We start from the raw sequence: 25,261 nt of genomic DNA, 5'->3' as shown, positions 1-25,261 counted from the left end.
GGCCCGCCGCCAAGGCGTCAGTGGGCGCCCGGGGCGCCCGCCGTGGCGGGCGGGAGGTCGGTCCGGACGCCCGGGTCGCCCGCGTCCGCCTTGTAGTCGGCGGAGGACGTCTCGTCCACGCCGTCCGGGGCCTTGACCGCCCGCAGGAGCAGCGTCAGGACGACCGTGACCACCACGTTGAGCACGAAGGCGGTGAGGCCGATGTAGCCGATCTCGCCGATACCGGGCACATCGGCGGTGTTGCCGAAGTGCTTCTGGGTGCCGCTCGGGGTGTCGTACGCCTTCCACGTTCCGTAGACCATGCCGACGGCCCAGCCCGCCAGCAGCGCCCAGCGGTGGAACCAGCGGGTGAACAGGCCGCCCACCAGGGCCGGGAAGGTCTGGAGGATCCAGATGCCGCCCAGCAGCTGGAAGTTGATCGCGACGGTCTTGTCCATGCCCAGCACGAAGATCAGCGCACCGACCTTCACCAGCAGCGAGACCAGCTTGGAGACCTTGGTCTCCTCCTCGGCCGTGGCGTTCGGCCGCAGGAAGTCCTTGTAGATATTGCGGGTGAAGAGGTTGGCCGCGGCGATCGACATGATGGCCGCCGGGACGAGCGCGCCGATGCCGATCGCGGCGAAGGCGACGCCCGTGAACCAGTCGGGGAACATGTCCTCGAAGAGCTGGGGGATGGCCAGCTGGCCGTTCTCGACCGTCACCCCGGCGGCGATGGCCATGAAGCCCAGCAGCGCCAGCAGCCCCAGCATCAGCGAGTACAGCGGCAGGATCGTGGTGTTGCGGCGGATCACCTCACGGCTGCGGCTGGAGAGCGTCGCCGTGATCGAGTGCGGATACATGAACAGGGCGAGGGCCGAGCCCAGGGCCAGCGTGCCGTACGCCCATTGCCCCTCCGCCGCGGGTGCGAGCCCGCCCGCGCCGGCCTTGGTGAACTTGTCGTTCGCCGCGCTGAAGATGTCGTCGAAGCCACCCAGCTTGATCGGGATATAGATGATCGCCACCGCGATGACGATGTAGATCAGGGTGTCCTTGACGAACGCGATCAGCGCGGGGGCGCGCAGACCCGAGGAGTAGGTGTACGCCGCGAGCACACCGAAGGCGATCAGCAGCGGCAGGTCCTTGATGAACCAGTTGGTGTTCTCGCCGCCGCCGACGCCCATCACGTCCAGCACCGCCTGGATGCCCACCAGCTGGAGGGCGATGTACGGCATGGTGGCGAGGATGCCGGTGATCGCGACGGCCAGCGAAAGACCCTTGGAGCCGAAGCGGCCGCGGACGAAGTCCGAGGTGGTGACGTACCCGTGCTTATGGGACACCGACCAGAGCCGGGGCAGGAAGGTGAAGATCAGCGGGTAGACCAGGATGGTGTACGGCACCGCGAAGAACCCGGCCGCGCCGGTCGCGTAGATCGCGGCCGGGACGGCGACGAAGGTGTACGCGGTGTAGAGGTCGCCGCCGAGCAGGAACCAGGTGATCCAGGTGCCGAAGCTGCGGCCGCCCAGGCCCCACTCGTCGAGGTTGTTGGCGTTCTCGGCGGCGCGCCAGCGCGCGGCCAGGAAGCCCATGACCGTGACGGCCACGAAGAAGAAGATGAAGACGGCGAGCGCGACGCCGTTCACTCCGCCGTTCATGCGGAGTCACCCCCCTTGCGCTCCCGCCGCTCACGGCGGACCAGGATGTAGGCGACCGAGGTCAGCACGGCCGAGACCGGCACCCAGAGCATCTGGTACCAGTAGAAGAACGGGATCCCGATGAGGGTCGGCTCGACCTTGCCGTACGAACCGACCCAGAGCATCCCGACAAACGGGGCGATCAGGCACAGAGCGGCCACGACGCGCGTGGGCGTCACGACCGGTCTCCTGCCGGGTGAAGCGGACGTGTCTGACATGCGGCGGGCTCCAGTCCCCTCGGCTCATCACCTGCGTCACAGTCGATCACCTGGATCACAGCTGATCATTTGTGTAATGCGCAGGAAATCTAAGCCCGGGGCCCGGCGGCCGTCACTACCCGTCCGTATATCGGTATGAGAAAGATAGCCGGTCAGCCGTATCACGGCCCGGCTCGGACGGCGGCGCTCCTCAGTCGTTCGGCCGCTGGAGCCGCGCGACGAACTTGTAGCGGTCCCCGCGGTAGACCGACCGCACCCACTCCACCGGCTCCCCGGACGCGTCCCGCGAGTGGCGCGAGAGCATCAGCATCGGCAGCCCGACGTCCGTGCCCAGCAGCCCCGCCTCGCGCGGGGTGGCCAGCGAGGTCTCGATGGTCTCCTCGGCCTCGGCCAGCCGGACGTCGTACACCTCGGCCAGGGCCGTGTAGAGCGAGGTGTACTTCACCAGGCTGCGGCGCAGCGCGGGGAAGCGCTTGGCCGACAGATGGGTGGTCTCGATGGCCATCGGCTCGCCGCTGGCCAGCCGCAGCCGCTCGATGCGCAGCACCCGTCCGCCGGTGGCGATGTCCAGCAGCCCGGAGAGCCGGTCGTCGGCGGTGACATAGCCGATGTCCAGCAGCTGGGAGGTGGGCTCCAGGCCCTGGGCCTTCATGTCCTCGGTGTACGAGGTGAGTTGCAGCGCCTGGGAGACCTTGGGCTTGGCCACGAACGTGCCCTTGCCCTGGATCCGCTCCAGACGCCCCTCGACGACCAGCTCCTGGAGCGCCTGGCGCACGGTGGTGCGCGAGGTGTCGAACTCCGCGGCCAGGGTGCGCTCCGGTGGGACCGGGGTGCCCGGTGGCAGGGTCTCGGTCATCTCCAGCAAGTGGCGCTTGAGGCGGTAGTACTTCGGGACGCGCGCGGTGCGTGCCCCATTGGAGCCGTTGCCGTCGCTCTCGGCCGTCGTGGTGGCCGCCGCTGCCGCCGTTGCCCCCTCGGTGTCCATCGCGCGCCCTTCCGACTCCTGGTCCGCTGCCGTCACCGGCGTCCACCGCCGTCACCGGTCTCCTGAAGAATCCAGCGCCTCACATCGTGGCACGGTCCCCGCTCCGGGCGGTCCGTCGGTCCGGATGTCGGGAAGTGTCGGTCCGGTAACGGAGCCTCCGGTGACTCTTATACACCCTTGACACCCCAAAAGGTCTAGGCCAAGCTGCGGACGCTGGTCTGGACCATTAAACCCCCTGATCCGGCCTTCTGAGGAGAGTGCTGTGAAGCGTGGGCTCATAGCGGCGACGGGTGTCGCGGCAATGCTGGTATCCGTCGCGGCCTGTGGGTCCGACGGCGATGACGACAAGGCCGGAGCGGACGGTTTCAAGGGGCAGACGCTCACCGTCTGGGCGATGGACGGCTCCACTCCGGACGGCTGGACGAAGGATGTCAAGGCCGCTTTCGAGAAGAAGACCGGAGCCAAGCTGAAGCTGGAGATCCAGCAGTGGAACGGCATTCAGCAGAAGGTGACCACCGCGCTCTCGGAGTCCGACCCGCCGGATGTGCTGGAGATCGGCAACACCCAGACCCCGTCCTACGCGCAGACCGGCGGCCTGGCCGAACTCGGTGACCTGAAGAAGTCGATCGGCGCCGACTGGTCGGAGTCGATCAACAAGTCCGCGGTCTACGACGGCAAGCAGTACGCGGCGCCGTGGTACGCGGCCAACCGGGTCGTCCTCTACAACAAGAAGATCTGGGCCGAGGCCGGGATCAAGGACACCCCCAAGACCCGTACCGAGTTCTTCCGCGACCTCGACACCATCAAGAAGAAGACCGACGCCGAGCCCATCTACCTCCCGGGCCAGAACTGGTACTTCTTCGACGGGCTGACCATCGGCACCGGCGCCGACCTCGTAAAGAAGGACGGCGACAAGTGGGTCTCCAACCTCGCCGACCCCAAGGTCGGCAAGGCCATGGACATCTACAAGCAGTACCAGTCCTTCAGCAAGGCCCCCAAGGACAAGGACGAGGCCACCCCCCAGCAGGGCGAGATCTTCGCCAAGGGCAAGACCGGCGCCTTCATCGGCATGGGCTGGGAGGCCGGGATCGCCATCAAGGCGAACCCGAAGATCGAGAAGGACATCGGCTACTTCACCATCCCGGGCGAGACCGCGGGCAAGCCCGAGGGCGTCTTCCTCGGCGGCTCCAATCTCGCGATCGCCGCGGGCAGCGAGAAGCAGGAACTGGCCAAGGAGTTCCTGAAGATCGCGCTCAATGACACCTACGAGGGACAGCTCGCCAAGGAAGGCGGTGTCATCCCCAACAAGGAGTCGCTCCAGACGCGGCTCAAGGGCAACCCCGCCGGGCAGGCGGCCGCTCCGGCCGCCGCGACCGGCGGCACCACCCCGCTGATCCCCGAATGGGCCGCGGTGGAGAACGCCCCGAACCCCGTCAAGAGCTATATGACCGCCGTGCTCACCGGTAAGTCGCCCGCCGAGGCGGCCAAGTCGGTCGAGGACGAGCTGAACAAGCGCCTCAGCCAGGAGCGTTGAGCCCGATGGCCGTAGCGACCGAACGCCAGGACCCCGGCCCGGCGGCGGCCGGGGTCCGCCGGGGCGGGGCGCCGCCGCGGCCTGGCCGCCCGGCCCCGGGCGTCGCCGGGCGCGCACGGCTGAACGGCGCCGCCCCATACCTCCTGCTGCTGCCCGCGCTGGTGGCGACCGTACTGCTGCTGGGCTGGCCGCTGGTCAAGGACGGCCTGCTGTCGTTCCAGAACCTCAATATGCGGCAGCTGATCCAGCACCTCACCGAGTGGAACGGCGTCGACAACTACCGCGAGACGCTGACCAGCGAGGACTTCTGGCGGGTCACCCTCCGGTCGGTGATCTTCACCGCGGTCAACGTCGTGCTGATCATGCTGCTCGGTACCCTGGTCGGACTGCTGCTGGCCCGCCTCGGCAGCAAGATGCGGCTGCTGCTCTCGGTCGGTCTGGTGCTCGCCTGGGCCATGCCGCCCATCGCCGGCACCACCGTCTTCCAGTGGCTCTTCGCCACCCGCTTCGGAGTGGTCAACTGGGTGCTGGACGCGCTCGGCTGGCACTCCATGGCGCATTACAACTGGACCGGCGGCCAGTTCTCCACCTTCTTCGTCATCACCGTGCTGATCGTCTGGCAGTCGATCCCCTTCGTGGCGATCAACCTCTACGCCGCGACCACCACCATCCCCGGCGAGCTCTACGAGGCGGCCGCGCTCGACGGCGCCGGCACCTGGAAGAGCTTCACCTCGGTGACCTTCCCCTTCCTCAAGCCGTTCCTGCTGGCCACGACGTTCCTCGAAGTCATCTGGGTCTTCAAGGCGTTCACCCAGGTCTTCGCGATCAACGAGGGCGGCCCCGACCGGCTCACCGAGACCCTCCCCGTCTACGCCTTCATCGAGGGCGTCGGCAACCAGCACTACGGCATGGGCGCCGCGATCTCGCTGCTGACCATCGTGGTCCTGCTGGCGCTGACCTCCTACTACCTCCGGACCGTGCTCAGGCAAGAGGAGGACGAGCTGTGAAGCGCTCGCCGCTCGCCCGGCTGTGGCCCAATGCGACCGCCGTCGTGCTCTTTCTCGGCTTCGCGTTCCCCGTCTACTGGATGTTCACCACGGCCCTCAAGCCGACCTCGGACATCATTTCCGAGGACCCGGTGTGGTTCCCGACCGGAGCCACCCTCGAACACTTCCAGAAGGCCGTGGACGCCGAGCACTTCTGGACCCTGGTGGGCAACTCGCTCACCGTCACCCTCTCGGCGGTCGGCCTCTCCCTGCTGATCGCGCTCCTCGCGTCGTTCGCCCTCGCCCGGATGCGGTTCAAGGGGCGCCGCGGCTTCCTGGTGACGTTCATGATCGCGCAGATGGCGCCCTGGGAAGTCCTGGTCATCGCCATCTACATGCTCGTGCGCGACGGCGACATGCTGAACAGCCTGCTTCCGCTGACCCTGTTCTACATGGTCATGGTGCTGCCCTTCACCATCCTCACGCTCCGCGCCTACGTGGCCGCGATCCCCAAGGAACTGGAGGAGTCGGCGATGGTCGACGGCTGCACCCGTCCGCAGGCGTTCATCCGGGTGATCTTCCCGCTGCTGGCGCCCGGACTGATGGCCACCTCGCTCTTCGGCTTCATCACGGCCTGGAACGAATTCCCGCTCGTGCTCATCCTGAACAAGGACCCGGAGGCCCAGACGCTTCCGCTGTGGCTGTCCAGATTCCAGACCGCCTTCGGCGACGACTGGGGTGCCACCATGGCGGCGGCGTCGCTGTTCGCCATCCCGATCCTGCTCCTGTTCCTGTTTCTGCAACGCAAGGCGGTCGGTGGGCTCACTTCCGGCGCTGTGAAGGGATGATCCCGGTTTATGACGACCCTCGCACACGACCCCGCCACCCTCACCCGCGACGCTCTCACCGTTCTCCAGCCCGGCTTCACCGGAACCACCGCCCCCGACTGGGTGCTGCGGCGGCTCGGTGAGGGGCTCGCCTCCGTCGGCCTGTTCGGCCGGAACATCGCCACCCCCGAGCAGCTGGGCGCCCTCACCGCCCAGCTGCGCGCCGAGCGTGACGACGTCCTGGTGGCGATCGACGAGGAGGGCGGCGACGTCACCCGGCTGGAGGTGCGCACCGGCTCCTCCTTCCCCGGCAACCTGGCGCTCGGCGCCGTCGACGACCCGGAGCTGACCCGCGCCGTCGCCCGCGAGCTGGGCCGCCGCCTCGCCGAATGCGGCGTCAACCTCAACTGGGCGCCCTCCGCCGACGTCAACTCCAACCCCGACAACCCCGTCATCGGCGTGCGCTCCTTCGGCGCCGAGCCGGGACTCGTGGCGCGGCACACCGCCGCGTACATCGAGGGCCTCCAGGGCGCCGGAGTGGCCGCCTGCACCAAGCACTTCCCCGGCCACGGCGACACCGCCGTCGACTCACACCACGCCCTGCCGCGCATCGACGCGGGGCTCGACACCCTGACCGACCGCGAGCTGGTGCCCTTCCGCACCGCCGTCGCCGCCGGGACCAAGGCCGTGATGAGCGCGCACATCCTGCTGCCCGTGCTCGACCCCGACCTGCCCGCCACCCTCAGCCCCGCCGCGCTGCACGGCCTGCTGCGCCGGCCGGTGGCCGACGGCGGACTCGGCTTCGACGGGATGATCGTCACCGATGGCATGGAGATGCGGGCCATCGCCGACGCGTACGGCATCGAGCACGGCAGCGTCCTGGCGATCGCCGCGGGCGCCGACGCCATCTGCGTGGGCGGCGGGCTCGCCGACGAGGGCACCGTGCTGCGGCTGCGCGACGCGCTGGTCACCGCCGTCATCGAGGGGCGGCTGGCGGAGGAGCGGCTGGCCGAGGCGGCGGCGCGGGTGCGCGCCCTGGGGGAGTGGACGCGGCGCTCCGGAGGACCGCGCGCGGCGCACGACATCGAGCCCGCCGCGGGGGTGGGGCTCGCCGCCGCGCGCCGGGCGCTCAGAGTCACCCCGGCCGGGACCTCGTACGAGCCGGTGACCGGACCCGCCTACGTGGCCGCCTTCACCCCGGTGGCCAACATCGCCGTCGGCGAGGAGACCCCCTGGGGCGTCGGCGCCGAACTGGCCCGGCTGCGCCCCGGCACCGGGGCGGCCACCTACGGGCGGCAGGACGCCGACGCCCTGGGCGTCCACGGCCTGATCGAAAATATGCTCGACACCGCGGGGGACCGTAGGATCGTCGCTGTGGTCCGCGATGTCCACCGCCATCCCTGGATGGCCGACGCGCTGGACGCCCTGCTCACCGCCCGGCCGGAGACGGTCGTCGTGGAGATGGGGGTGCCCCAGGCGCCGCCCGCCGGAGCGCTGCACATCGCGACCCACGGCGCCGCCCGGGTGTGTGGCCGGGCGGCCGCGGAAGTGATCGTCGGCAACGGCGCCGGTGACCACCCCGGGGACTGACTCCTCAGCCCCCTCGGCCCAGCCCGGCACACCAGCCACCTGGAGGCACCCAGCATGTCCGCCACGACGACGGCCCAGCGCAGCGACCAGCCGGGCCGGATCATGTCCGGCGAGATGGCCGAGCAGCCCGCGGTGCTGCGCCGCATCCTCGACCAGGGCGCCCCGAGGATCCGCGAGGTCGCGGAGCGGATCGCGGCCCGCAACCCGCGCTTCGTCCTCCTCACCGCCCGGGGCACCTCGGACAACGCGGCGCTGTACGCCAAGTACCTGCTCGAGGTGCTGCTCGGCAAGCCGTGCGGGCTGACCTCCATGTCCACCACCACCGCGTACGGCGCCCAGCCGGACCTCACCGACGTCCTGGTGATCACCGTCAGCCAGTCCGGTGGCTCCCCGGACCTGGTGGCCTCCACCGAGGCCGCCCGCGCGGCCGGTGCGATCACCCTCGCGGTGACCAACAACGCCGACTCGCCGCTCGCGGCCGTCTCCGAATTCCACATCGACGTCCTGGCCGGGCCGGAGAAGGCGCTGCCCGCGACCAAGACCTACACCGCGGAACTGCTCGCCCTCTACCTCTTCGTGGAGGGGCTGCGCGGCGGCGACGGCGCGGCCGCCAAGGTGCTGCCCGACCTCGCCCAGCAGATCCTCGACCGCCAGGACGAGGTCCGGCAGCTCGCGGCGCGCTACCGCTTCGCCGAGCGGATGGTCCTCACCTCCCGGGGTTACGGCTACCCGACCGCCAAGGAAGCCGCCCTGAAGCTGATGGAGACCAGCTACATCCCGGCGCTCTCCTACTCCGGCGCCGATCTGCTGCACGGTCCGCTGGCCATGGTCGACAACATCTCGCCGGTGATCGCCATCGTCACCGAGGGCAAGGGCGGCCAGGCGCTGCAGCCGGTCCTGGAGCGGCTGCGCGGCCGGGGCGCGGACCTCGTGGTCATCGGCGGCGCGTCGGAGGTGGAGCGGGCCTCGGCCGGGTTCGCCCTGCCGACGGACGGGGTCGCCGAGGAGATCCAGCCGATCCTGGAGATCCTGCCGCTGCAGATGCTGGCGTACGAGGTGACGATCGCGCGCGGGCAGGACCCGGACGCGCCGCGGGCGCTGGCGAAGGTGACGGAGACCCGCTGAGTCTTGCGGCGGAGACCCGCCGAGCCGTGCGGCGGGGCCCGCTGAGCCTTGTGGCGGGGCCCGCTGAGGCGCACAGAAAACGGCTCCCGCGGCCTTCGAGAGGCGCGGGAGCCATGTGTGACACCCGCGGCCGCGGATGTGTGACACCCGCGGGCCGCGGCGCCAGGGCGGGACCCTCAACCCGCCCGGCACCGCAGCCCGGAGTTGCGTCGGCCGAGCGGCCGACCTGAGGATTCCCGGGCGGTCAGGGCAGAGCGCTCCGGGTTCCTCGATCCGCCCTCCTGTGCGGGGAGAGCGGAAGATCGCAGTGCTCGATATTCTGGACTAGACCACTGCTGTCTGTCCATGCTTATGCGCGAATAGGCTAATCCACCAGTGAGGGTAGGCTCACAACGTGCCCTCCATGAACGACCTCGTCCGCCAGCACACCGCACTCGACGACTCTGATCTCGAGTGGCTCCACCTGCTGGTCTCGGAGTGGCAGCTGCTCTCCGACCTCTCCTTCGCCGATCTTGTGCTGTGGGTCCCCACCAGCGACGGCACCCGGTATGTCTCCGTGGCCCAGATGCGGCCGAACACCGGGCCCACCTCCTACCAGGACGACATGGTCGGCCATCTCGTCCCCCGCGGCCGCCGCCCCATGCTGGACGCCGCCCTGGACGAGGGCCGGATTGTCCGGGAGGGCGACCCCGAGTGGCGCGAGGAGGTGCCGGTCCGGGTGGAGTCCATCCCGGTCCGGCGGGAGAGCCGGGTCCTCGGCGTGATCGCGCGGAACACCAATCTGCTGACCGTACGGACCCCCAGCCGGCTGGAGCTCACCTACCTCCAGAGCGCGTCCGACCTCGCCCAGATGATCGCCGCGGGATCGTTTCCGTTCCCCAACCAGCAGGTCGACATGGACGCCTCACCGCGTGCGGGCGACGGGCTGATCCGGCTCGACGCGGACGGCGTGGTCCAGTACGCGAGCCCCAACGCGCTCTCCGCCTACCACCGGCTGGGCCTCGCCGCCGACCTCGTCGGCCACCACCTGGGCAAGACCACCGCCGAACTCGCCCCGGTGCGCGGCCCGGTGGACGAGGCGCTGGTCAAACTGGCCAGCGGCTGGGCGCCCCGGGAGTTCGAGGTCGAGGGCGGCGACGGCGTCATCCAGCTGCGGGCCATTCCGCTCAAGCCCAAGGGGCTGCACATCGGCTCGCTGGTGCTGCTGCGGGACGTCACCGAACTGCGCCGCCGCGAGCGCGAATTGATCACCAAGGACGCCACCATCCGGGAGATCCACCACCGGGTGAAGAACAACCTCCAGACGGTGGCGGCCCTGTTGCGGCTCCAGGCCCGCCGCATGGACTCGGCGCAGGGGCGGGAGGCGCTCAACGAGGCGGTGCGCAGGGTCGGCTCGATCGCCATCGTCCACGAGACCCTCTCGCAGAACCTCGACGAGCGGGTCGAGTTCGACGACATAGCCGACCGGGTGCTGGCGATGGTGGCCGAGATATCGCCCGGCAAGGTGACCGGCCGCCGCACCGGGCGGTTCGGCATCCTGGACGCCGAGGTGGCCACCCCGCTGTCCATGGTCCTCACCGAGGTGTTGCAGAACGCGCTGGAGCACGGCTTCGGACCGGGGGAGCAGGGCACGGTCGAGGTCTCGGCGGTGCGCGGGGGCAGCGGTGAGGAGAGCCGGCTGGCGGTGGTCGTCCAGGACGACGGGCGCGGGCTGCCCGAGGGGTTCGACCCCCAGCGGGCCGGAAACCTGGGGCTTCAGATCGTCCGCACCCTGGTGGAGGGGGAGCTGGGCGGGACGTTCGACATGGTGCCCGCCCCGGAGCGCGGCACCCGGGTGGTGCTGGACTTCCCGATGGGTGCGGAGAAGCACTGAGCGTGTGATGAGCGGCACTCAGGCGCCGAGCACATCGTTGTCCGCATCGTTATCAGTACCGTTATCGGAATTGTTGTGAGCCCGGAAAGCACTGAGCCCCGGACCCATCTGGTCCGGGGCTCAAAGCTCATGATGCTGTGCGCATGGGGGTTACTACGCGCTGCGGCTCGGGGGCCACGGGGTGCCGGGCTTCAGGCGCTGGCGTTGCGTGCCCGGTTGCGAGCGGCACGGCGCTTCATGGCGCGGCGCTCGTCTTCGCTCATTCCACCCCAGACGCCGGAGTCCTGGCCGGACTCAAGCGCCCACTGCAGGCACTGCTCCATGACGGGGCAGCGGCGGCAGACGGCCTTGGCTTCCTCGATCTGCAGCAGCGCAGGACCGGTGTTGCCGATGGGGAAGAACAGCTCGGGGTCTTCCTCGCGGCAAACGGCGTTGTGACGCCAGTCCATGGCTGCTCCATCTCCTCGTATTGCGGGCTCGTTGCTTGTGAATGTGAACGCTTTCACGAATCCCCCCGCAAGGGCAGGGCCGCCACACCAGTTGGGGCTGGTGCGGTCCTGTGGAATGAGGAGGGGGTTCGGGCTCTCAAGGGGGCCTTTCAGAAGGCCGTCCCGATCGCCAAGAAGAGACTCGCAAACCTCGGCGACGGATACAACCCCTTCCGGAAAGTTTTTTTTGATTCCTTGGTGTCGGCTCGGTCACAGCCGTACTTCCGGTGGGTGGAGTCCAGGGTAAACGTTCGACTGGAAGGACTTTTTGCGGTCTCACTCACACAATCACACGCAGTGCACGGCGTACGCCTGTGAACGTCACGCTCGTACGCAGTCCCAGATGGTCACCGTCCATCTGGAACGGCAGTGGCGCCTGGGATTGCAAGGTGAAGTCCGTCAGATCGTGAAGCGCTACCACATGCTTCCCGCGGGGCCCGCGCTCGGGTGTCGACGTCAGCAGCTGGGTCGCGTAGCGGGTCATCGCCGGCGCCGACAGCTTGGCGAGTCCCAGCACGTCGAGGGCGGTGTCGAAGGACGCCTGGGGCGCCGCGTAGACCGGGCGGTTGCCCAGAAAGGTCCACGGGGAGGTGTTGCAGACTATCGACAGCGCGAGCTCCTCGATCGGGTCCTCGCCCGGCCGCCCGATGGTGATGGTGCCCTGTCGCCGGTGCGGCTCCCCCATGAACTGCCGCACCATCTGCCGTATGTAGAGCGCGTGAGTGGACCGCTTACCGCGCTCGCGCTGCTGCTCGACCCGGCCGATGACGCTCGCGTCGAAGCCGAGCCCGGCGCAGAAGGTGAACCAGCGGGCCGGGACCGACTCGTCCCGGGTGCCCGGAGTGCCGCCCGCGAGTCCGAGGCCCACGGTGCGCTCGGTGCCGTCTCTCAGCGCGTCCAGCAGGGCGCCGGTCGCCTCGACGGCGTCATTGGGCAGCCCGAGGGCGCGGGCGAAGACATTGGTGGAGCCGCCGGGCACGACCGCGAGCCGGGGCAACTCCTTTGGGGCGGGGCCATGGTGCAGCAGTCCGTTGACGACCTCGTTGACGGTGCCGTCGCCGCCGAACGCCACGACCAGTTCATGAGTGCCGCCGTCGACCGCCCGCCGGGCCAGGTCGCGGGCGTGCCCCCGGTACTCCGTGGTCGCCACGTCCAGCTTCAGATCGCTGGCGAGCGCGTGGAACAGAACATCCCGGGTGCGGGCACTGGTGGTGGTTGCTGCCGGGTTGACCACGAGGAGTGCGCGCATGCGCGCCAGCCTACCCATCCGGGACGACGGGCCCCAGGGGGGTAGGGTCCGGGCGCCTCGAGGACGGCTAGGCTGCTGGGGTGAGCAGTAAGAAGTCCGCTACGGCGAAGTCCGCTACCGCGAAGAAGGCGCAGAGGGCCACGGCCCGGCCGGAGGCCGGGGCCGCCAAGGTGGCCGACGCCGCCGCTGCCGTCAAGGCGGCCGACGCCGCGCCCACCGGGCCCCGCCCCGCCCGGCTGACCGCCGCCGCGGTGCTGGCCGCCGCGGAGGGCGTGGTGCTGCTGGGCTTCGGCGTCTATGTACTGATCATGGGGCTGACCGGGGATCCGGAGAGCCCGCAGCAGGCGGAGATGCTCGGGGTCACCGTGCTGGCGCTGGCCCTGCTGCCGCTGCTGGCGGCCCGTGGGCTGTGGCTGCGGCGCCGCTGGAGCCGCGGGCCCGCGATGATCACCCAGCTGATGGCGCTGCCGGTGGCCTGGACGCTGCTGCAGAACGGCGGCGGGCTGATCGTCGCCGGAGCGGCCACCGCCGTCGCGGCCCTCGCCGTGCTGGCGCTGCTGATCAACCCGACGGCGACCGAGGCCCTCGGCATCGGCCCCCGCGACGCGTAGCCCCTTCCCGCCCGCGGCGGCCTGTTCCCCTCCCCGCCCCTTCCCAAATCTGGGGCCGCTTGGCCCCAGCCCCCGGATCTGGCGCTTCGCCCCTGGCCCCGGATGGGGCTGCCCCTGGTTCCGGGCGGGTTCTGCGCCAGACCCCGGACCGGGACTTGGCCCCAGACCCCGGACCGGGGTTCCGCCCCAGCCGCGGACGGGCCCGCGCCCGGGGCTCCGCCTCAGCCCCGGGCGGGGCTTCGCCTCTGACCCCGCGACCGGGTTCCGCCCCAGGCGCCGAAACTGGGGCTTCGCCCCAGACTCCGAAAAACCGGGGTTCCGTCCCTGGCCCCGGACGGGGCTGCCCGTGGTCTCGGGCGGGGTTCTGCGCCAGAGCCCTGGGCTGGGTCTCCGCCTCAGCCCCCGCGACCGGGGTTCCGCCTCAGCCCCCGCGACCGGGGTTCCGTCTCATCCTCCGCAACTGGGGCTTCGCCCCTGGCCCCGGACGGGGCTGCCCCAGACCCGCGACCGGGGCTTCTCCCCGGCCTCGGAGCGGGGGCTCCGTCCCAGGCCCCGTAACCGGGGCTTCGCCCCTGACTCCGGCGCGGGGCTTCGCTCCTTCCCGCGGTATCGGTATATGGCTCCGCCGCGTGGTGGGGCTTCGCCCCAGACTCTGGGGTCCAGGGGCGGAGCCCCTGGTAGCGGGAAGGGGCGGGGAGGGGAGCAGCCCGCCGGGCACCCCCTAGCACTCGCTACTCCTCGACCAGCAGCTTGTCGCGCAACTGCGCGAGCGTGCGGGCCAGCAGTCGGGAGACATGCATCTGGGAGATGCCGACCTCTTGCGCGATCTGCGACTGCGTCATATTGCCGAAGAAGCGCAGCAGAAGGATCTTCTTCTCGCGCGGTGGCAGATCCTCCAGCAGGGGTTTGAGCGACTCGCGGTACTCGACGCCCTCGAGCGCCTCGTCCTCCGCGCCGAGGGTGTCGGCGACCGCCGGGGACTCGTCGTCCGTGTCCGGGACGTCCAGGGACAGGGTGCTGTAGGCATTGGCGGACTCCAGCCCCTCCAGCACCTCCTCCTCGGAGATGGACAGATGCTGGGCCAGCTCATGGACGGTCGGGGCGCGGCCATGGCGCTGGGAGAGCTCCGCGGTGGCCGTGGTCAGCGACAGCCGCAGCTCCTGAAGCCGGCGCGGCACCCGCACCGCCCAGCCCTTGTCGCGGAAGTGGCGCTTGATCTCGCCCACGACCGTAGGTGTCGCATAGGTGGAGAACTCCACACCGCGTTCCGGATCGAACCGGTCCACGGACTTGATCAGCCCGATGGTGGCGACCTGGGTGAGGTCGTCCAGCGGCTCACCGCGGTTGCGGAAGCGCCGGGCCAGATGCTCCACCAGCGGCAGATGCATACGCACGAGGTTGTTGCGCAGCTCGGCCCGCTCGGCGGACCCCTCCGGCAGCTGTCGCAGCTCGGCGAACATCGCCCGCGCGCCACTCCGGTCCTGCGGATCGTGCTGCTGATGCACCTGCTCGTGCTGATCCATGTGGTCCGCCCGCTCTGGTCGGTCTCCTGCCGCCTCCGAGTCCGCGGGATGCGGCCGGGCCGGCGGGTGCGGGATGGCCGGGGTACCTACTCCCCGCGATGATGCAGTGCTCACGGAGCCCCCTTGTTCCGTCACGGCTGTCCGGGGCCGGCGCCGCGCTCCTTGTACAGGCTGATGCTGACCGTTCGGTCCTCGGCCACCGTCGAATCCACCTTGCCCGCCAGTGCGGAGAGCACCGTCCAGGCGAAGGTGTCGCGCTCGGGGGCGCGACCGTCGGTGGTGGGAGCCGAGACGGTCACCTGGAGTGCGTCGTCGATCAAGCGGAAGACGCAGCTCAGCACACTGCCGGACACGGCTTGCTGCAGCAGGATCGCGCATGCCTCATCGACGGCGATACGCAGATCCTCGATTTCGTCGAGGGTGAAGTCCAAGCGGGCTGCGAGGCCGGCGGTGGCCGTCCGCAGCACCGACAGATAGGCACCCGCAGCGGGCAGCCGGACTTCCACGAAGTCCTGGGTCCCGGGCTCGCCTGCGATCTGGGACACCCTCACCTCCAAGGTGACACAAGCTGATTGAGCTGAGCTGATTGGAGCGTCGGCCCCGAACCCTTATGGTGGAGGGTGGTACGGGTCGGCGCTGTACGTACTTTGGCTGCGACGCTATCGCGATCTGCGGTTCGGTGTCGCCCGGACGGAGCACGGCCCCCCGTCACGGGTGAACCCCGGCCCACAAGGCCGCGATATCACTCATAGTAAGCACATGAGTACGCAGCGTGGCTAGAGGGTTTGCGGTCTCAATTCGAAAGAGATGTCGCCTCACTCAGGAAATCGCTGGTCACGGCGGTGCCCATGGCCTGAGCGGCCAGCGCTCGCAGCGGCTCTCCGGAGAGCCTGCGCACCGTCCATTCGTCCATGGCCTCCGCGCCGATCGCGGCGTAGAAGCCGATCGCGGGCTCGTTCCAGTCGAGCACCGGCCATTCGAAACGGGCATATCCCCGCTCCACACAGATCCGAGCCAGCTCGGCGAGGAGCGCCTTGCCGTGGCCGCCCCCGCGGGCCCGCGGGATGACGTACAGATCCTCCAGATACACGCCATGGGTGCCTGTCCAGGTGGAGAAGTTACGGAACCACAGGGCGAACCCCACCGGACCGGCGGGCCCTCCCGCGCCACCGGCCTCCTCGGCGATCAGCGCGAACACCGCGGGATGCGCCCCGAAGAGCGCCTCGCGCAGCTGCTCCTCGGTGGCCTTCGCCTCCTGCGGAGCCCGCTCGTAGTCCGCCAGCTCGCGGATCATCGCATGGATCACCGGGACGTCGGACGGCTTCGCTGATCGGATCATGTGGTGAAGGCTAGCGGGCCACACCGACAAACGCGGCAGTCGATCTCCGGCATTGCGCGGAAAACGCCAAGACCAGGGCGTCCCGCGGAGCCGGGACCCACCACGCGTCGGCATCTCACCGCACGATGAGCTGATCCACAAAGCACCAGCGCCAGTCCTCTCCCTCCTCGAAGCTGCGCATCACCGGATGGCCGGTCTCCTCGAAGTGCCGGGTGGTGTGCTGGTACGGCGAGGAGTCGCAGCAGCCCACATGCCCGCACACCAGGCACTTCCGCAGCTGGACGGGGTGGCTGCCGACCGCCAGGCATTCGGGACAGGTGTCTGACCGCGCCTCCGGTTCCGGACGCGGCAGTGCGGGAACATGCGGACACTCGTTCATGATTGCCAGACTAAAACGCCGCGTGAGCGGAGCACATGGACGACCGTCGGGACGGCCGACGGAGACAGGGCCGGACGATGGACGTATTGCCGTTGTTGATGCTGGTCGCGGGCAGCGCGGTGGTCGCGGGCGCGGCGCGCCGGACCCCGGTGCCCGCGCCGCTGCTGCTGGTCGCGGTCGGGCTCGTCGTCTCGTACGTACCCGGGGTGCCGGACTACACGCTGGACCCGCACATCGTGCTGCCCCTGGTGCTGCCGCCGCTGCTGCACAGCGCCGCGCTGGACAGCTCGTACCTCGATCTGCGGGCCAATCTGCGGCCGATCGCGCTGCTCTCCGTCGGGTATGTGCTCTTCGCGACGGTCGCGGTCGGCGTGGTCGCCCATTTGCTGATCCCGCAGCTGCCGCTGACCGCCGCCCTCGTGCTGGGCGCGGTGGTCGCGCCGCCGGACGCCGTGGCCGCCACCGCCATCGCCCGCCGGATCGGGCTGCCCTCCCGGCTCACCACGCTCCTCCAGGGCGAGTCCCTGTTCAATGACGCGACCGCGATCACCGCCTACCGGGTGGCGGTGGCCGCGGCGGTGGGGGAGGGCGTCAGCTGGGCCCAGGGGCTGCGGGAGTTCGCCTTCGCGGCCATCGGCGGCGTCGTGGTCGGTCTGATCCTGATGGTGCCGCTGCACTGGCTGCGCACCCGGCTGCGGGACTCCCTGCTGCAGAACACCCTCTCGCTGCTCATCCCCTTCGTCGCCTACGCCGTCGCCGAGCAGTTCGAGGCGTCGGGTGTGCTGGCCGTCGTGGTGGTCGGGCTCTACCTCGGACACCACTCCTGGCAGGTCGACTTCGCCACCCGGCTCCAGGAGGCGGCGGTCTGGCGCATGATCGACTTCGTTCTGGAGTCGGCGGTGTTCGCGCTGATCGGGCTGCAACTTCGGGTCGTGGTGGGCGGCCTGGAGGAGTACGGGGCGGACCAGGCCGCCTGGTACGCGGCCGTCGTCTTCCTGGCCGTGGTGGCCGCCCGCTACGTCTGGGTCTTCCCGTCGACCTTCGTGCCGCGCATGCTCTTCCCCGGGATCCGCGAGCGCGAGCCCGGCACCAACTGGACCGCGCCGGTCATCGTCGGCTGGGCCGGGATGCGCGGCGTGGTCTCGCTGGCCATCGCGTTCTCGATCCCGGAGACCGTGCACGGCGGTGCCCCCTTCCCGGCCCGCAACCTGGTCCTCTTCCTCACCTTCACCACCGTCATCGGCACCCTGGTGATCCATGGGCTCACCCTGCCGTCCCTGATCCGGCTGCTCGGGCTGCCCGGCCGCGACCCCCACGCCGAGACCCTCGCCGAGGCCCAGGCGCAGAACACCGCGTCACTGGCCGCCGAGCGCCGTCTGGAGGAACTGCTCGCCGATGAGCGCAACGCCCTGCCGTCGCCGCTCGCCGACCGGCTGCGCACGGTGCTGGAGCAGCGCCGCAACGCCGTGTGGGAGCGGCTGGGCGCGGTCAACGAGGTGACCGGCGAATCGGCGGACGACACCTATCGGCGGCTGGCCCGGGAGATGATCGAGGCCGAGCGGGCGGTGTTCGTGGACCTGCGGGACGCCCGGCGGATCGATGAGGAGATGCTGCGGTCGCTGCTGCGGCGGCTGGACCTGGAGGAGGCGGCGCTCCACCGGGAGGGGGCCACGGAGGACGGGGCCTGAGCCCCGGCCGCTCCGCGGCCGTCCTCACACGCTGCGTGCTTCCCAAGGGTGCGCTGTGCGTCCCTGAGCGTCCTACTTGAGCTGCTCGCGGATCCGGTCGCGCATCGAGGCCATGGTGAAGCCGCGCGGATCCACCTTGCCCGGCTGCCATTCGAGGTGGCCGATCACCGAGCGCTCGGTCCAGCCGTGATGGCGGCACACGGCCGCCGCGGCCCGCGTGATCGCGTCCAGCTGGGCCTCGGGCCATGGGTCCTCGCCATCGCCGAGGTTCTCGCATTCGAAGCCGTAGAAGGCGCGGTTCCCGTCGGTGTTCGCCTCGTTGTCCGACGGGAGCGCCTTCTCGGCGATCACCGCCCGCAGGACGTCGTCGTCGCCCAGCCCGGCGTGGTTGGCGCGGCCGTAGCCGACCAGATGGACGCCGCCGTCCTTGGCGATCACGCCGTGGCACAGCGGGCCGGGCAGCCCCTCGAAGCCGTCCCGGCAGATCTCCACGGTCTCCTCGGTGCCGGAGGTGACGGTGTGGTGGATCATCACCCCGTGCACCGGGCCCCACGGCCCCTTGTGGTTCCGGTTGTGGTGCCGCCAGTCGCCGACCTGCGTCACCTCTACGCCCTCGTTCGTCAGCGCCGCCAGGAAGTCCCCCGCGGACATGGGTGAGGCCATGCCCTGCCTCCGTTCTGGTCCTGTGGCGGGCCCCGGTCGCGGTCCGCCACGTTCACCCGCTTGCTTACCCCACGCACACCCATAAACACATGGGGTGATGAATTGTGGGGGGCGCGTTATCGTGCGGACCGGCTCATCCGTACGACCTCGCAACAGGAGACGCACCGCACCATGGACTACCAGGCAGTGCTGGAGGAGGTCGCGGCCCATGTTCGGCCGCAGATCGGCAGGGGCCGGGTGGCCCAGTACATCCCGGCGCTCGCCTCGGTGGACGCGGACCGCTTCGGGATCGCGCTCGCCGACGTCGACGGCCGGGTCACCGGGGTCGGCGACTGGGAGCGGGCCTTCTCGATGCAGTCCATCTCCAAGGCGTTCAGCCTCGCGCTCGTCCTCGCCGAGGACGGCGAGAAGCTGTGGCGGCGGGTCGGCCGGGAGCCCTCGGGCAACCCCTTCAACTCCCTGGTACAGCTGGAGTACGAGCACGGCATCCCGCGCAATCCGTTCATCAACGCCGGGGCGCTCGTCGTCACGGACCGGCTGCACACCCTTACCGGCGACGCCAGCACCACCATGCTGGACTTCCTGCGCGCCGAGAGCGGCAACCCGGGCCTCGCCTTCGACCAGGAGGTCGCCGCCTCCGAGACCGCCCATGGCGACCGTAATGCCGCCCTCGCCCACTTCATGGCCGGATACGGCAATCTCGACAACCCCGTGCCGACCGTCCTGGAGCACTACTTCTGGCAGTGCTCGATCGAGATGAGCTGCCGCGACCTCGCCCTGGCGGGCGGCTTCCTCGCCCGCCACGGGGTGTGCGCGGACGGCTCGCGGCTGCTGTCGCGCAGCGAGGCCAAGCGGGTCAACGCGGTCATGCTCACCTGCGGTACGTACGACGCGGCGGGCGACTTCGCCTATCGGGTCGGGCTGCCCGGCAAGAGCGGGGTCGGCGGTGGCATCGTCGCGGTGGTGCCCGGGCGTTGCACGCTGTGCGTCTGGAGTCCTGGTCTCGACGACCGCGGCAACTCGGTGGCCGGGTTGGCGGCGCTGGACCACTTCACCACGCTGACCGGCTGGTCCGTCTTCTAGCCGGCGCCCGCCGGCTCGTGCCGCCTGCGGCGGGCTGTTCCCCTCCCCGCCCCTTCCCGTAACTGGGGCTCCGCCCCAGGCCCCGGTGTGCGGGGGTGGGGTGCCTGGTGACGGGGTGGGGGTGCCTCTATGTCTTTCGTCAAGCGAGGCGGGGGGTTCTGGGTTCGTAGAAGGTGCCGTCGCGGAGCATGGCGAACAGCACGCTGATGCGGTGGCGGGCCAGGCGGAGGAGGGCTTGTGTGTGGGTCTTTCCTCGGGCCCGGCACCGGTCGTAGTAGGAACGGGAGGCGGGATCGTGCAGGGCGGCGAACGCGGACAGGAACATGGCCCGTTTGAGCTGTCGGTTGCCGCCTCTGGGCGCGTGTTCGCCGTGGATCGAGGTGCCCGACGACTTCGTTGTCGGGGCGAGGCCGGCGTAGGAGGCCAGGTGGGCGGCGGTGGGGAAGCTGGTGCCGTCGCCGACGGTGACCAGCAAGGTGGCGGCGGTCCTGACCGCGACCCCCGGCATCGAGGTCAGGACCTGGGAAAGAGGGTGCTCCTCCAGGAGGGCCGCAATCTGCGCTTCCAGAGCTTGCCGCTGTTCGTGAACGGCGGCGAGCGAGCGGGCCAGCGAGGGGATCACGACGTCGAGGGTGCCCGTGCCGGGGACGGTGACGGTCTGCTCGTCGAGTGCGTCGAAGACTTCGTCGATCAGGCGCTGGGCCATGCGTGGGGCCTTGGGCCGGATCACCTCGATCAGTCTGCGTCGACCGGCCTTTCGCAGGGCGGACGGGGATCCGTAGCGTTCCAGCAGCCAGGTCACAGCATGGTGGTCCAGGCGGGGTCCGAGGACGCGCTCCAGGCTGGGGTGGAACTGGGTGAGCAGGCCGCGTATCCGGTTGGAGGTGCGGGTGGCCTCGGCTGCCAGGTCCTGGTCGAAGCCGACCAGCACGGTCAGTTCGGCGGTGATCTCGTCGGTCACCTGAAGCGAGCGCAGGGTGTGCGGCATGGTGCGGGCTGCGTCCGCGATCACCGCGGCGTCCTTGGCGTCGGTCTTTGCCTCTCCCGGGTAGAGGTCGGCGATTCGCCGCATGGACAGGCCCGGCAGGTAGGCGACCTGGCAGCCGGTGTCCCGGGCGACCGTCAGGGGCAGGGCTCCGATCGAGGCGGGCTGGTCCACGATCACCAGCACGGTGCCGAACTTCGCGGCCAGCTTGTCGAAGACGGCCCGCAGCTTGGGCTCGCTGTTGGGCAGCTGCTTGTCGAAGACCTTCTTGCCGGCCGGGGTGAGGCCGTGCCCGTGGTGGGCGCTCTTGCCGACGTCCAGGCCGAGGAAGACGCCCACGTCGTCGATGTCGTCCAACCCATCCTCCCAAAGCGGGGTTCGTGCGGTGCTGGCCAGGGCTTCGGGGCCGTACGCGCGCATCCACGTTATGCAGACCTGCCGCCCGCAAGCGGCCTGGCGTTGCGCCAGGCCGGGCGGTAGTCGGACCTCTCATCAGCGTCTCCAACGGCACCCCTCGGGTCCGGTGACACCACCCCCCAGGTCATCCCTTCGACAGGGGGGAACAGTCATGCCGGGCCCGGAGGCCAGCGGTCCCCTTGCAGGACCGCGAAGAAGATAACGGGGGAGCCCCCCGGTACCGGCTGCGGGTCAGGCCGCGCGTCGGCGGCTCGTGCCGCCTGTGGCGGGTTGTTCTCCTCCCTGCCGCTTTCCGTGACTGGGGCTCTGTCCCAGGCCCCGGTGTACGGGGGTGGAGCCACCGGCTGCGGGCCAGGCCGTGCGTTGTGGTGGGGGCCGGCCCTTGATTTCGGGGTCCAGGGGCGGAGGCCCTGGTAGCGGGGAGGGGAAAGCGGCGATTTGCGGCTCCGCCGCGTGGGTCGCCGGACACCCCGTAGCGTGGGCGCATGGCTCCGGCGCGGGCGCGTGGGAGCGCGGGCGGCGCGCTGGTGGAGGTGGCGCGCGGCCTGGCGTGGCGGGAGCATGGAGAGTAGTGGTGGTGTGAGCAGGAGGTGTACCGCCATGCAGCACGAGATGCGCGCCGAATACGAGGAGGGCAGCCCCGGGCGGGTCGCGGGCGCGCCGGTCAAGATCTGGCACATGGTCCGCGGGAACGGAACGACCGCGATGTGCGGGCGGGAGCTGGATCCGGACGCCGAGACCCAGGCCGCCGACATGTGGGCCACGGGCGACGCGGGGCCGTTCTGTCACTCCTGCGGCGCGATGTATCTGCGCGAGGTCCCTTGAGCGCCTTGAGCGAGTACCGGGAGCGGAGGGCGCTGATCGGCCACGGCGCCGTGGTGTGGACCCGTACGGCCGGCACCGGGCCGCAGCGGGTGCTCCCCGACGGCTGCACGGATCTGATCTGGAGCGAGGCGGGACCGGGGCCGGACGGCGAGTTGCTGGTCGCCGGGCCGGACACCCGTGCGCACCTGGCCTCCGGCGCGCCGGGCACCCGCGCCGTGGGGCTGCGGTTCGCGCCCGGCACCGGCCCTGCCGTACTGGGCGTACCAGCGCATGAACTCCGCGATCTGCGGGTGCCCTTGGCCGCGCTCTGGCCGGGCGCGGAGGTCCGGCGGCTGGCCGAGCGGATCGCCACCGGGCAGACGGCCGCGGGCCGCCTTCTGGAGGAGGCGGCCTTCGGACGGCTGCGAACCGCGGAACCGCCCGATCCGGTGCTCGCCGCGATCGTCGCGGGGGTCTCGCACGGTACGGCAGTGGCCGGGATCGCCGCCGCCGTGGGCCTGGGGGAGCGGCAACTGCACCGCCGCTCCCTCGCCGCGTTCGGCTACGGCCCCAAGACGCTGGACCGGGTGCTCCGGCTGAACCGGGCCCTGGACCTGGCGCGCACCGGCCTCCCCTTCGCGGAGGTCGCGGCCACGGCGGGCTACGCCGACCAGGCCCATCTCGCCCGCGACGTCAGGGCGCTGGCGGGGGTGCCCCTGGGACGGCTGCTGCGGGGGTCAGGAGGGTAGCGGGGCGAAGAGGTCGATGCCGTTGCCGTCGGGGTCGAGGACCGTGGCGTAGCGCTGGCCCCAGGGCGCGTCCCACGGCTCCAGCTTGCCGCGCACCCCCGCCTCCACGAGGTCCTGGTAGGTCTTGTCCACGTCGGCGGGGCTGTCGCAGGCGAAGGCCAGCCCCACTTGGTGGGAGCCGCTCGGCGGCGTCCACTCCGGTTCGAAGGAGCGCACCGTCGCGATGGTGTCCCACATCAGCCGCGCGCCGCCGGGCAGGGCGGCCTCGACGTGGGGCTGGGTGTCGGCGTCGGCGGGGATGTCGAGGCCGAGAAGGCGGTAGAAGGCGAGGGAGGCGGCCATGTCGGCGACGACCAGGCCGATGGCGTCGAATCGTGCTGTCATACGGGCAGCGTAGGGAGCGCCCGGGCGGCCGGTCTTGAACGAATCGGACGCCCCCGTCGAGAGCGGGGCGCCCTTACGGGCAGTGGATGACCTGGCCCGCGTACGACAGGTTGCCGCCGAAGCCGAACAGCAGCACCGGGGCGCCGGAGGGCACCTCGCCGCGTTCGACCAGCTTGGAGAGGGCGAGCGGAATGCTGGCCGCCGAGGTGTTGCCGGACTCCACCACATCGCGGGCGATCACCGCGTTGACCGCGCCCAGCTTGCGCGCGACCGGTTCGACGATCCGCAGATTGGCCTGGTGCAGTACGACACCGGCCAGGTCCTCCGGGGAGAGCCCGGCCCGTTCGCACACCTCCCGCGCGATCGGCGGCAGATGGGTGGTGGCCCAGCGGTAGACGGCCTGGCCTTCCTGTGCGAACCGGGGCGGTGTGCCCTCGATACGGACCGCATCGCCCATCTCCGGGACCGAGCCCCACACCACGGGGCCGACGCTCGGCCGCTCGGCCGCCACCACAACGGCCGCGCCGGCGCCGTCGCCGGTCAGCACGCAGGTGGAGCGGTCGGTCCAGTCGGTGGCCGCGCTGAACTTCTCCGCGCCGATCACCAGGGCCGCGCCGGCCGCCCCGGCCCGGATGGTGTGGTCGGTGGTGGCGAGGGCGTGGGTGAAGCCCGCGCACACCACATTGAGGTCCATGGTGGCGGGGTGGGCCAGCCCGAGCCGGGCGGCGACCCGGGCCGCCATATTGGGGCTGCGGTCGATCGCCGTGCAGGTGGCGACGAGCACGAGGTCGATGTCGGAGGGGGCGAGCCCGCTGTTGGCCAGCGCCTTGGCGGCGGCCGCCGCGGCCATCTCGTCGACCGTCTCGTCGGCGCGGGCCAGATGGCGGGTGCGGATGCCCACCCGGCTGCGGATCCACTCGTCGCTGGTGTCGACCATGGCCGCGAGGTCGTTGTTGTCGAGCACCTTCGCGGGCTGGTAGTGGCCGAGCGCCAGTACGTGCGAGCCGGTCATCGGTCATCCCCTTAGCGCCAGTGTCGACGTATCCGCGCGATTTTGCGGAGATCTCGACGGACAGTCTGCGGTGTGTCCAGTCTTGAGCGGAGCAGACGTGCCGTGCGCTCGGGCTACTCACCAATCTTGGGCGCCAAGATCTGGAGTTCCCGGCCTTTCCCTGGCGGGTACCGGGGGTCGTGGCGGGAGGGGATGACCTCTGACCGCGGCTCAGGAGAGCCGGCTCAGGGCAGTCGGATCAGGGGACCTGGCCGTCGTATCAGGAGAGCTGGCCGTCGTAGTCCGGAAGCTTGAAGGACTTCTCGGCGTGGCCACCGGTGATGTCGGTGGGGCTGTTGCCGATGTTGGCGATGATCGTGTAGCCGTTCTTCTCGATCTCCGCCCGCTTGGCGGTCTTGTACTCCGCCACGTCCTGGAAGAGGTCCGGCAGATGGCGTACGTACAGACCGGCCACCGGGTAGCCGACCTTCTCCAGGTTGTACTCGGTCGGCAGGTAGATGATGCCGGGGCGCGCGGTGACGAAGAAGATGGCCACACCGCGGTCGTGGGCGTACTGGGCGAGCTTCAGCACCGGCTCGACGGCGGGCTGCGGGTAGCTGAAGCCGAAGTCCGTCTCCAGCGAGGTGTTGTCGATGTCCAGCACGATGGCCCGCTTCTCGCCGGAGGGGTCGGCCGTGCGCTCCTCGATGTAGGGGCGGGCCTGCTCGTCGATGATGGCGCGAACATCACGCTGCCAGGTCTCGTAGTCGACCTCCTCGGCGGCGGTGGCGCTCGACGGCGCCGCTGCGGTCGCCGTGGCCGCCGTGGTGCCGGTGGTGCCGGTGGTGCCGGGCGTGGCGGCGGTCGCCGTGGTGGCCGTTCCGCCGACGCCGATGGTGAGGGCGACGACCACCGTCGTCATGCCGAGCCGCCGTGATCGCACGCGTCCTGCTGTCATCGGTCACTTCCTTCGCGTCGAGGCGATTGCCGGATGGCATGTTCACGGCTGCCGGTGGACATGAGAAGGCCTCTGCTTTACCGGCGAGTAACGGTTCGCGACCGAGGGGCCTTAAATAGGTCAACGACACGTGTCGGGCCCT

25 protein-coding genes are annotated in these 25,261 nt (G+C 70.4%); 11 read left to right on the top strand and 14 right to left on the bottom strand.

Annotation, left to right across the window (positions count from 1 at the left end; translation table 11 throughout):
- Positions 1-17: 17 nt before the first annotated feature.
- The 3 genes from mctP to ACMTAK_RS18600 all read right to left on the bottom strand — a co-directional run bounded on the left by mctP (position 18) and on the right by ACMTAK_RS18600 (position 2,873).
- Complete coding sequence (gene mctP, locus ACMTAK_RS18610; RefSeq protein ID WP_413807271.1) at positions 18-1,631, bottom strand: monocarboxylate uptake permease MctP; 1,614 nt, start codon at positions 1,629-1,631, stop codon at positions 18-20.
- Positions 1,628-1,888 carry a DUF3311 domain-containing protein gene (locus ACMTAK_RS18605; protein WP_413807270.1) on the bottom strand — a complete coding sequence of 87 codons (261 nt, stop codon included), beginning with the start codon at positions 1,886-1,888 and terminating at the stop codon, positions 1,628-1,630. The genes mctP and ACMTAK_RS18605 overlap by 4 nt, the downstream gene beginning before the upstream one ends.
- Positions 1,889-2,078: 190 nt before the next feature.
- Entirely contained in the window at positions 2,079-2,873 is a 795-nt protein-coding gene (locus ACMTAK_RS18600; RefSeq protein ID WP_262701910.1) for a GntR family transcriptional regulator, read from the bottom strand.
- 262 nt (positions 2,874-3,135) lie between these two features.
- On the opposite strand from ACMTAK_RS18600, the gene ACMTAK_RS18595 reads away from it, so the two are divergent.
- The 6 genes from ACMTAK_RS18595 to ACMTAK_RS18570 all read left to right on the top strand — a co-directional run bounded on the left by ACMTAK_RS18595 (position 3,136) and on the right by ACMTAK_RS18570 (position 10,808).
- Positions 3,136-4,407 carry an extracellular solute-binding protein gene (locus tag ACMTAK_RS18595; RefSeq protein WP_413807269.1) on the top strand — a complete coding sequence of 424 codons (1,272 nt, stop codon included), beginning with the start codon at positions 3,136-3,138 and terminating at the stop codon, positions 4,405-4,407.
- 5 nt (positions 4,408-4,412) lie between these two features.
- Complete coding sequence (locus tag ACMTAK_RS18590; protein ID WP_413807268.1) at positions 4,413-5,414, top strand: carbohydrate ABC transporter permease; 1,002 nt, start codon at positions 4,413-4,415, stop codon at positions 5,412-5,414.
- Entirely contained in the window at positions 5,411-6,241 is an 831-nt protein-coding gene (locus ACMTAK_RS18585) for a carbohydrate ABC transporter permease (RefSeq protein ID WP_413807267.1), read from the top strand. Before ACMTAK_RS18590 ends, ACMTAK_RS18585 begins: the two co-directional genes overlap by 4 nt.
- 9 nt (positions 6,242-6,250) lie before the next feature.
- Entirely contained in the window at positions 6,251-7,810 is a 1,560-nt protein-coding gene (locus ACMTAK_RS18580; protein WP_413807266.1) for a glycoside hydrolase family 3 protein, read from the top strand.
- 54 nt (positions 7,811-7,864) lie between these two features.
- On the top strand, positions 7,865-8,935 hold the full coding sequence (locus tag ACMTAK_RS18575; RefSeq protein WP_413807265.1) for an SIS domain-containing protein: 1,071 nt from the start codon (positions 7,865-7,867) through the stop codon (positions 8,933-8,935).
- A gap of 403 nt (positions 8,936-9,338) precedes the next feature.
- Positions 9,339-10,808: a sensor histidine kinase gene (locus ACMTAK_RS18570; protein WP_413807264.1), complete on the top strand. Its 1,470-nt coding sequence runs from the start codon at positions 9,339-9,341 to the stop codon at positions 10,806-10,808.
- Positions 10,809-10,999: 191 nt separating this feature from the next.
- On the opposite strand, the gene ACMTAK_RS18565 is transcribed toward ACMTAK_RS18570, so the two are convergent.
- Together ACMTAK_RS18565 and ACMTAK_RS18560 are read right to left on the bottom strand one after the other, a co-directional pair.
- Complete coding sequence (locus tag ACMTAK_RS18565; RefSeq protein ID WP_014054815.1) at positions 11,000-11,257, bottom strand: WhiB family transcriptional regulator; 258 nt, start codon at positions 11,255-11,257, stop codon at positions 11,000-11,002.
- Between the two features lie 319 nt (positions 11,258-11,576).
- Complete coding sequence (locus ACMTAK_RS18560) at positions 11,577-12,545, bottom strand: diacylglycerol/lipid kinase family protein (protein ID WP_413807263.1); 969 nt, start codon at positions 12,543-12,545, stop codon at positions 11,577-11,579.
- Between the two features lie 80 nt (positions 12,546-12,625).
- Between ACMTAK_RS18560 and ACMTAK_RS18555 the strand changes: the two genes are divergently transcribed.
- Positions 12,626-13,156, top strand: coding sequence for a hypothetical protein (locus ACMTAK_RS18555; RefSeq protein WP_413807262.1), 531 nt, complete (start codon positions 12,626-12,628; stop codon positions 13,154-13,156).
- Positions 13,157-13,887: 731 nt separating this feature from the next.
- Here ACMTAK_RS18555 and ACMTAK_RS18550 read toward each other — a convergent pair.
- The 4 genes from ACMTAK_RS18550 to ACMTAK_RS18535 form a co-directional block, all read right to left on the bottom strand.
- On the bottom strand, positions 13,888-14,793 hold the full coding sequence (locus ACMTAK_RS18550; protein ID WP_413807261.1) for an RNA polymerase sigma factor SigF: 906 nt from the start codon (positions 14,791-14,793) through the stop codon (positions 13,888-13,890).
- Positions 14,794-14,810: 17 nt separating this feature from the next.
- Positions 14,811-15,224: an ATP-binding protein gene (locus ACMTAK_RS18545; RefSeq protein ID WP_014054819.1), complete on the bottom strand. Its 414-nt coding sequence runs from the start codon at positions 15,222-15,224 to the stop codon at positions 14,811-14,813.
- Between the two features lie 248 nt (positions 15,225-15,472).
- Positions 15,473-16,018, bottom strand: a complete 546-nt coding sequence (locus ACMTAK_RS18540; RefSeq protein ID WP_413807260.1) for a GNAT family N-acetyltransferase — start codon at positions 16,016-16,018, stop codon at positions 15,473-15,475.
- A 115-nt stretch (positions 16,019-16,133) separates the two neighbouring features.
- Positions 16,134-16,397 carry a UBP-type zinc finger domain-containing protein gene (locus ACMTAK_RS18535; RefSeq protein ID WP_413807259.1) on the bottom strand — a complete coding sequence of 88 codons (264 nt, stop codon included), beginning with the start codon at positions 16,395-16,397 and terminating at the stop codon, positions 16,134-16,136.
- 77 nt (positions 16,398-16,474) lie between these two features.
- Between ACMTAK_RS18535 and ACMTAK_RS18530 the strand changes: the two genes are divergently transcribed.
- Positions 16,475-18,085 (top strand): Na+/H+ antiporter, encoded by a 1,611-nt coding sequence (locus ACMTAK_RS18530; RefSeq protein ID WP_413807258.1) that lies wholly within the window; start codon positions 16,475-16,477, stop codon positions 18,083-18,085.
- A gap of 72 nt (positions 18,086-18,157) precedes the next feature.
- Here ACMTAK_RS18530 and ACMTAK_RS18525 read toward each other — a convergent pair whose 3' ends face one another.
- Positions 18,158-18,748: an N-acetylmuramoyl-L-alanine amidase gene (locus ACMTAK_RS18525; protein ID WP_413807257.1), complete on the bottom strand. Its 591-nt coding sequence runs from the start codon at positions 18,746-18,748 to the stop codon at positions 18,158-18,160.
- A gap of 171 nt (positions 18,749-18,919) precedes the next feature.
- On the opposite strand from ACMTAK_RS18525, the gene ACMTAK_RS18520 reads away from it, so the two are divergent.
- Positions 18,920-19,831 carry a glutaminase gene (locus ACMTAK_RS18520; RefSeq protein WP_413807256.1) on the top strand — a complete coding sequence of 304 codons (912 nt, stop codon included), beginning with the start codon at positions 18,920-18,922 and terminating at the stop codon, positions 19,829-19,831.
- 139 nt (positions 19,832-19,970) lie between these two features.
- On the opposite strand, the gene ACMTAK_RS18515 is transcribed toward ACMTAK_RS18520, so the two are convergent.
- Positions 19,971-21,173: an IS110 family RNA-guided transposase gene (locus ACMTAK_RS18515; RefSeq protein WP_413807255.1), complete on the bottom strand. Its 1,203-nt coding sequence runs from the start codon at positions 21,171-21,173 to the stop codon at positions 19,971-19,973.
- Positions 21,174-21,833: 660 nt separating this feature from the next.
- Here ACMTAK_RS18515 and ACMTAK_RS18510 point away from each other — a divergent pair.
- Together ACMTAK_RS18510 and ACMTAK_RS18505 are read left to right on the top strand one after the other, a co-directional pair.
- Positions 21,834-22,058, top strand: a complete 225-nt coding sequence (locus ACMTAK_RS18510) for a hypothetical protein (RefSeq protein WP_413807254.1) — start codon at positions 21,834-21,836, stop codon at positions 22,056-22,058.
- Between the two features lie 5 nt (positions 22,059-22,063).
- Positions 22,064-22,786 carry a helix-turn-helix domain-containing protein gene (locus ACMTAK_RS18505; protein ID WP_413807253.1) on the top strand — a complete coding sequence of 241 codons (723 nt, stop codon included), beginning with the start codon at positions 22,064-22,066 and terminating at the stop codon, positions 22,784-22,786.
- Here ACMTAK_RS18505 and ACMTAK_RS18500 read toward each other — a convergent pair.
- The 3 genes from ACMTAK_RS18500 to ACMTAK_RS18490 all read right to left on the bottom strand — a co-directional run bounded on the left by ACMTAK_RS18500 (position 22,775) and on the right by ACMTAK_RS18490 (position 25,119).
- Positions 22,775-23,170 (bottom strand): VOC family protein, encoded by a 396-nt coding sequence (locus ACMTAK_RS18500; RefSeq protein ID WP_413807252.1) that lies wholly within the window; start codon positions 23,168-23,170, stop codon positions 22,775-22,777. The two genes, ACMTAK_RS18505 and ACMTAK_RS18500, sit on opposite strands and share 12 nt — an antisense overlap.
- Before the next feature lie 73 nt (positions 23,171-23,243).
- Complete coding sequence (locus ACMTAK_RS18495; RefSeq protein WP_413807251.1) at positions 23,244-24,182, bottom strand: beta-ketoacyl-ACP synthase III; 939 nt, start codon at positions 24,180-24,182, stop codon at positions 23,244-23,246.
- Positions 24,183-24,441: 259 nt separating this feature from the next.
- Complete coding sequence (locus tag ACMTAK_RS18490; protein ID WP_413807250.1) at positions 24,442-25,119, bottom strand: HAD family acid phosphatase; 678 nt, start codon at positions 25,117-25,119, stop codon at positions 24,442-24,444.
- Between the last annotated feature and the right edge of the window lie 142 nt (positions 25,120-25,261).

The sequence above is a fragment of the Streptomyces lacaronensis genome, assembly GCF_047337785.1.
GTDB classification, from domain to species: domain Bacteria; phylum Actinomycetota; class Actinomycetes; order Streptomycetales; family Streptomycetaceae; genus Streptomyces; species Streptomyces lycopersici.
Note: the sequence above shows the minus strand (reverse complement) of the source record. Positions and strands in the feature narration are given on the sequence as shown.

Bases quoted from the DNA above. Each gene is read 5' to 3' on its own strand.
- ACMTAK_RS18590 (WP_413807268.1), top strand. From the start codon at position 4,413: ATGGCCGTAGCGACCGAACGCCAGGACCCCGGCCCGGCGGCGGCCGGG.
- ACMTAK_RS18525 (WP_413807257.1), bottom strand. From the start codon at position 18,748: ATGGCCTCACCCATGTCCGCGGGGGACTTCCTGGCGGCGCTGACGAAC.
- ACMTAK_RS18540 (WP_413807260.1), bottom strand. From the start codon at position 16,018: ATGATCCGATCAGCGAAGCCGTCCGACGTCCCGGTGATCCATGCGATG.
- ACMTAK_RS18500 (WP_413807252.1), bottom strand. From the start codon at position 23,170: ATGACAGCACGATTCGACGCCATCGGCCTGGTCGTCGCCGACATGGCC.
- ACMTAK_RS18560 (WP_413807263.1), bottom strand. From the start codon at position 12,545: ATGCGCGCACTCCTCGTGGTCAACCCGGCAGCAACCACCACCAGTGCC.
- ACMTAK_RS18600 (WP_262701910.1), bottom strand. From the start codon at position 2,873: ATGGACACCGAGGGGGCAACGGCGGCAGCGGCGGCCACCACGACGGCC.
- ACMTAK_RS18490 (WP_413807250.1), bottom strand. From the start codon at position 25,119: ATGACAGCAGGACGCGTGCGATCACGGCGGCTCGGCATGACGACGGTG.
- ACMTAK_RS18520 (WP_413807256.1), top strand. From the start codon at position 18,920: ATGGACTACCAGGCAGTGCTGGAGGAGGTCGCGGCCCATGTTCGGCCG.
- ACMTAK_RS18580 (WP_413807266.1), top strand. From the start codon at position 6,251: ATGACGACCCTCGCACACGACCCCGCCACCCTCACCCGCGACGCTCTC.
- ACMTAK_RS18535 (WP_413807259.1), bottom strand. From the start codon at position 16,397: ATGAACGAGTGTCCGCATGTTCCCGCACTGCCGCGTCCGGAACCGGAG.
- ACMTAK_RS18530 (WP_413807258.1), top strand. From the start codon at position 16,475: ATGGACGTATTGCCGTTGTTGATGCTGGTCGCGGGCAGCGCGGTGGTC.
- ACMTAK_RS18575 (WP_413807265.1), top strand. From the start codon at position 7,865: ATGTCCGCCACGACGACGGCCCAGCGCAGCGACCAGCCGGGCCGGATC.
- mctP (WP_413807271.1), bottom strand. From the start codon at position 1,631: ATGAACGGCGGAGTGAACGGCGTCGCGCTCGCCGTCTTCATCTTCTTC.
- ACMTAK_RS18570 (WP_413807264.1), top strand. From the start codon at position 9,339: ATGAACGACCTCGTCCGCCAGCACACCGCACTCGACGACTCTGATCTC.
- ACMTAK_RS18510 (WP_413807254.1), top strand. From the start codon at position 21,834: ATGCAGCACGAGATGCGCGCCGAATACGAGGAGGGCAGCCCCGGGCGG.
- ACMTAK_RS18565 (WP_014054815.1), bottom strand. From the start codon at position 11,257: ATGGACTGGCGTCACAACGCCGTTTGCCGCGAGGAAGACCCCGAGCTG.
- ACMTAK_RS18495 (WP_413807251.1), bottom strand. From the start codon at position 24,182: ATGACCGGCTCGCACGTACTGGCGCTCGGCCACTACCAGCCCGCGAAG.
- ACMTAK_RS18605 (WP_413807270.1), bottom strand. From the start codon at position 1,888: ATGTCAGACACGTCCGCTTCACCCGGCAGGAGACCGGTCGTGACGCCC.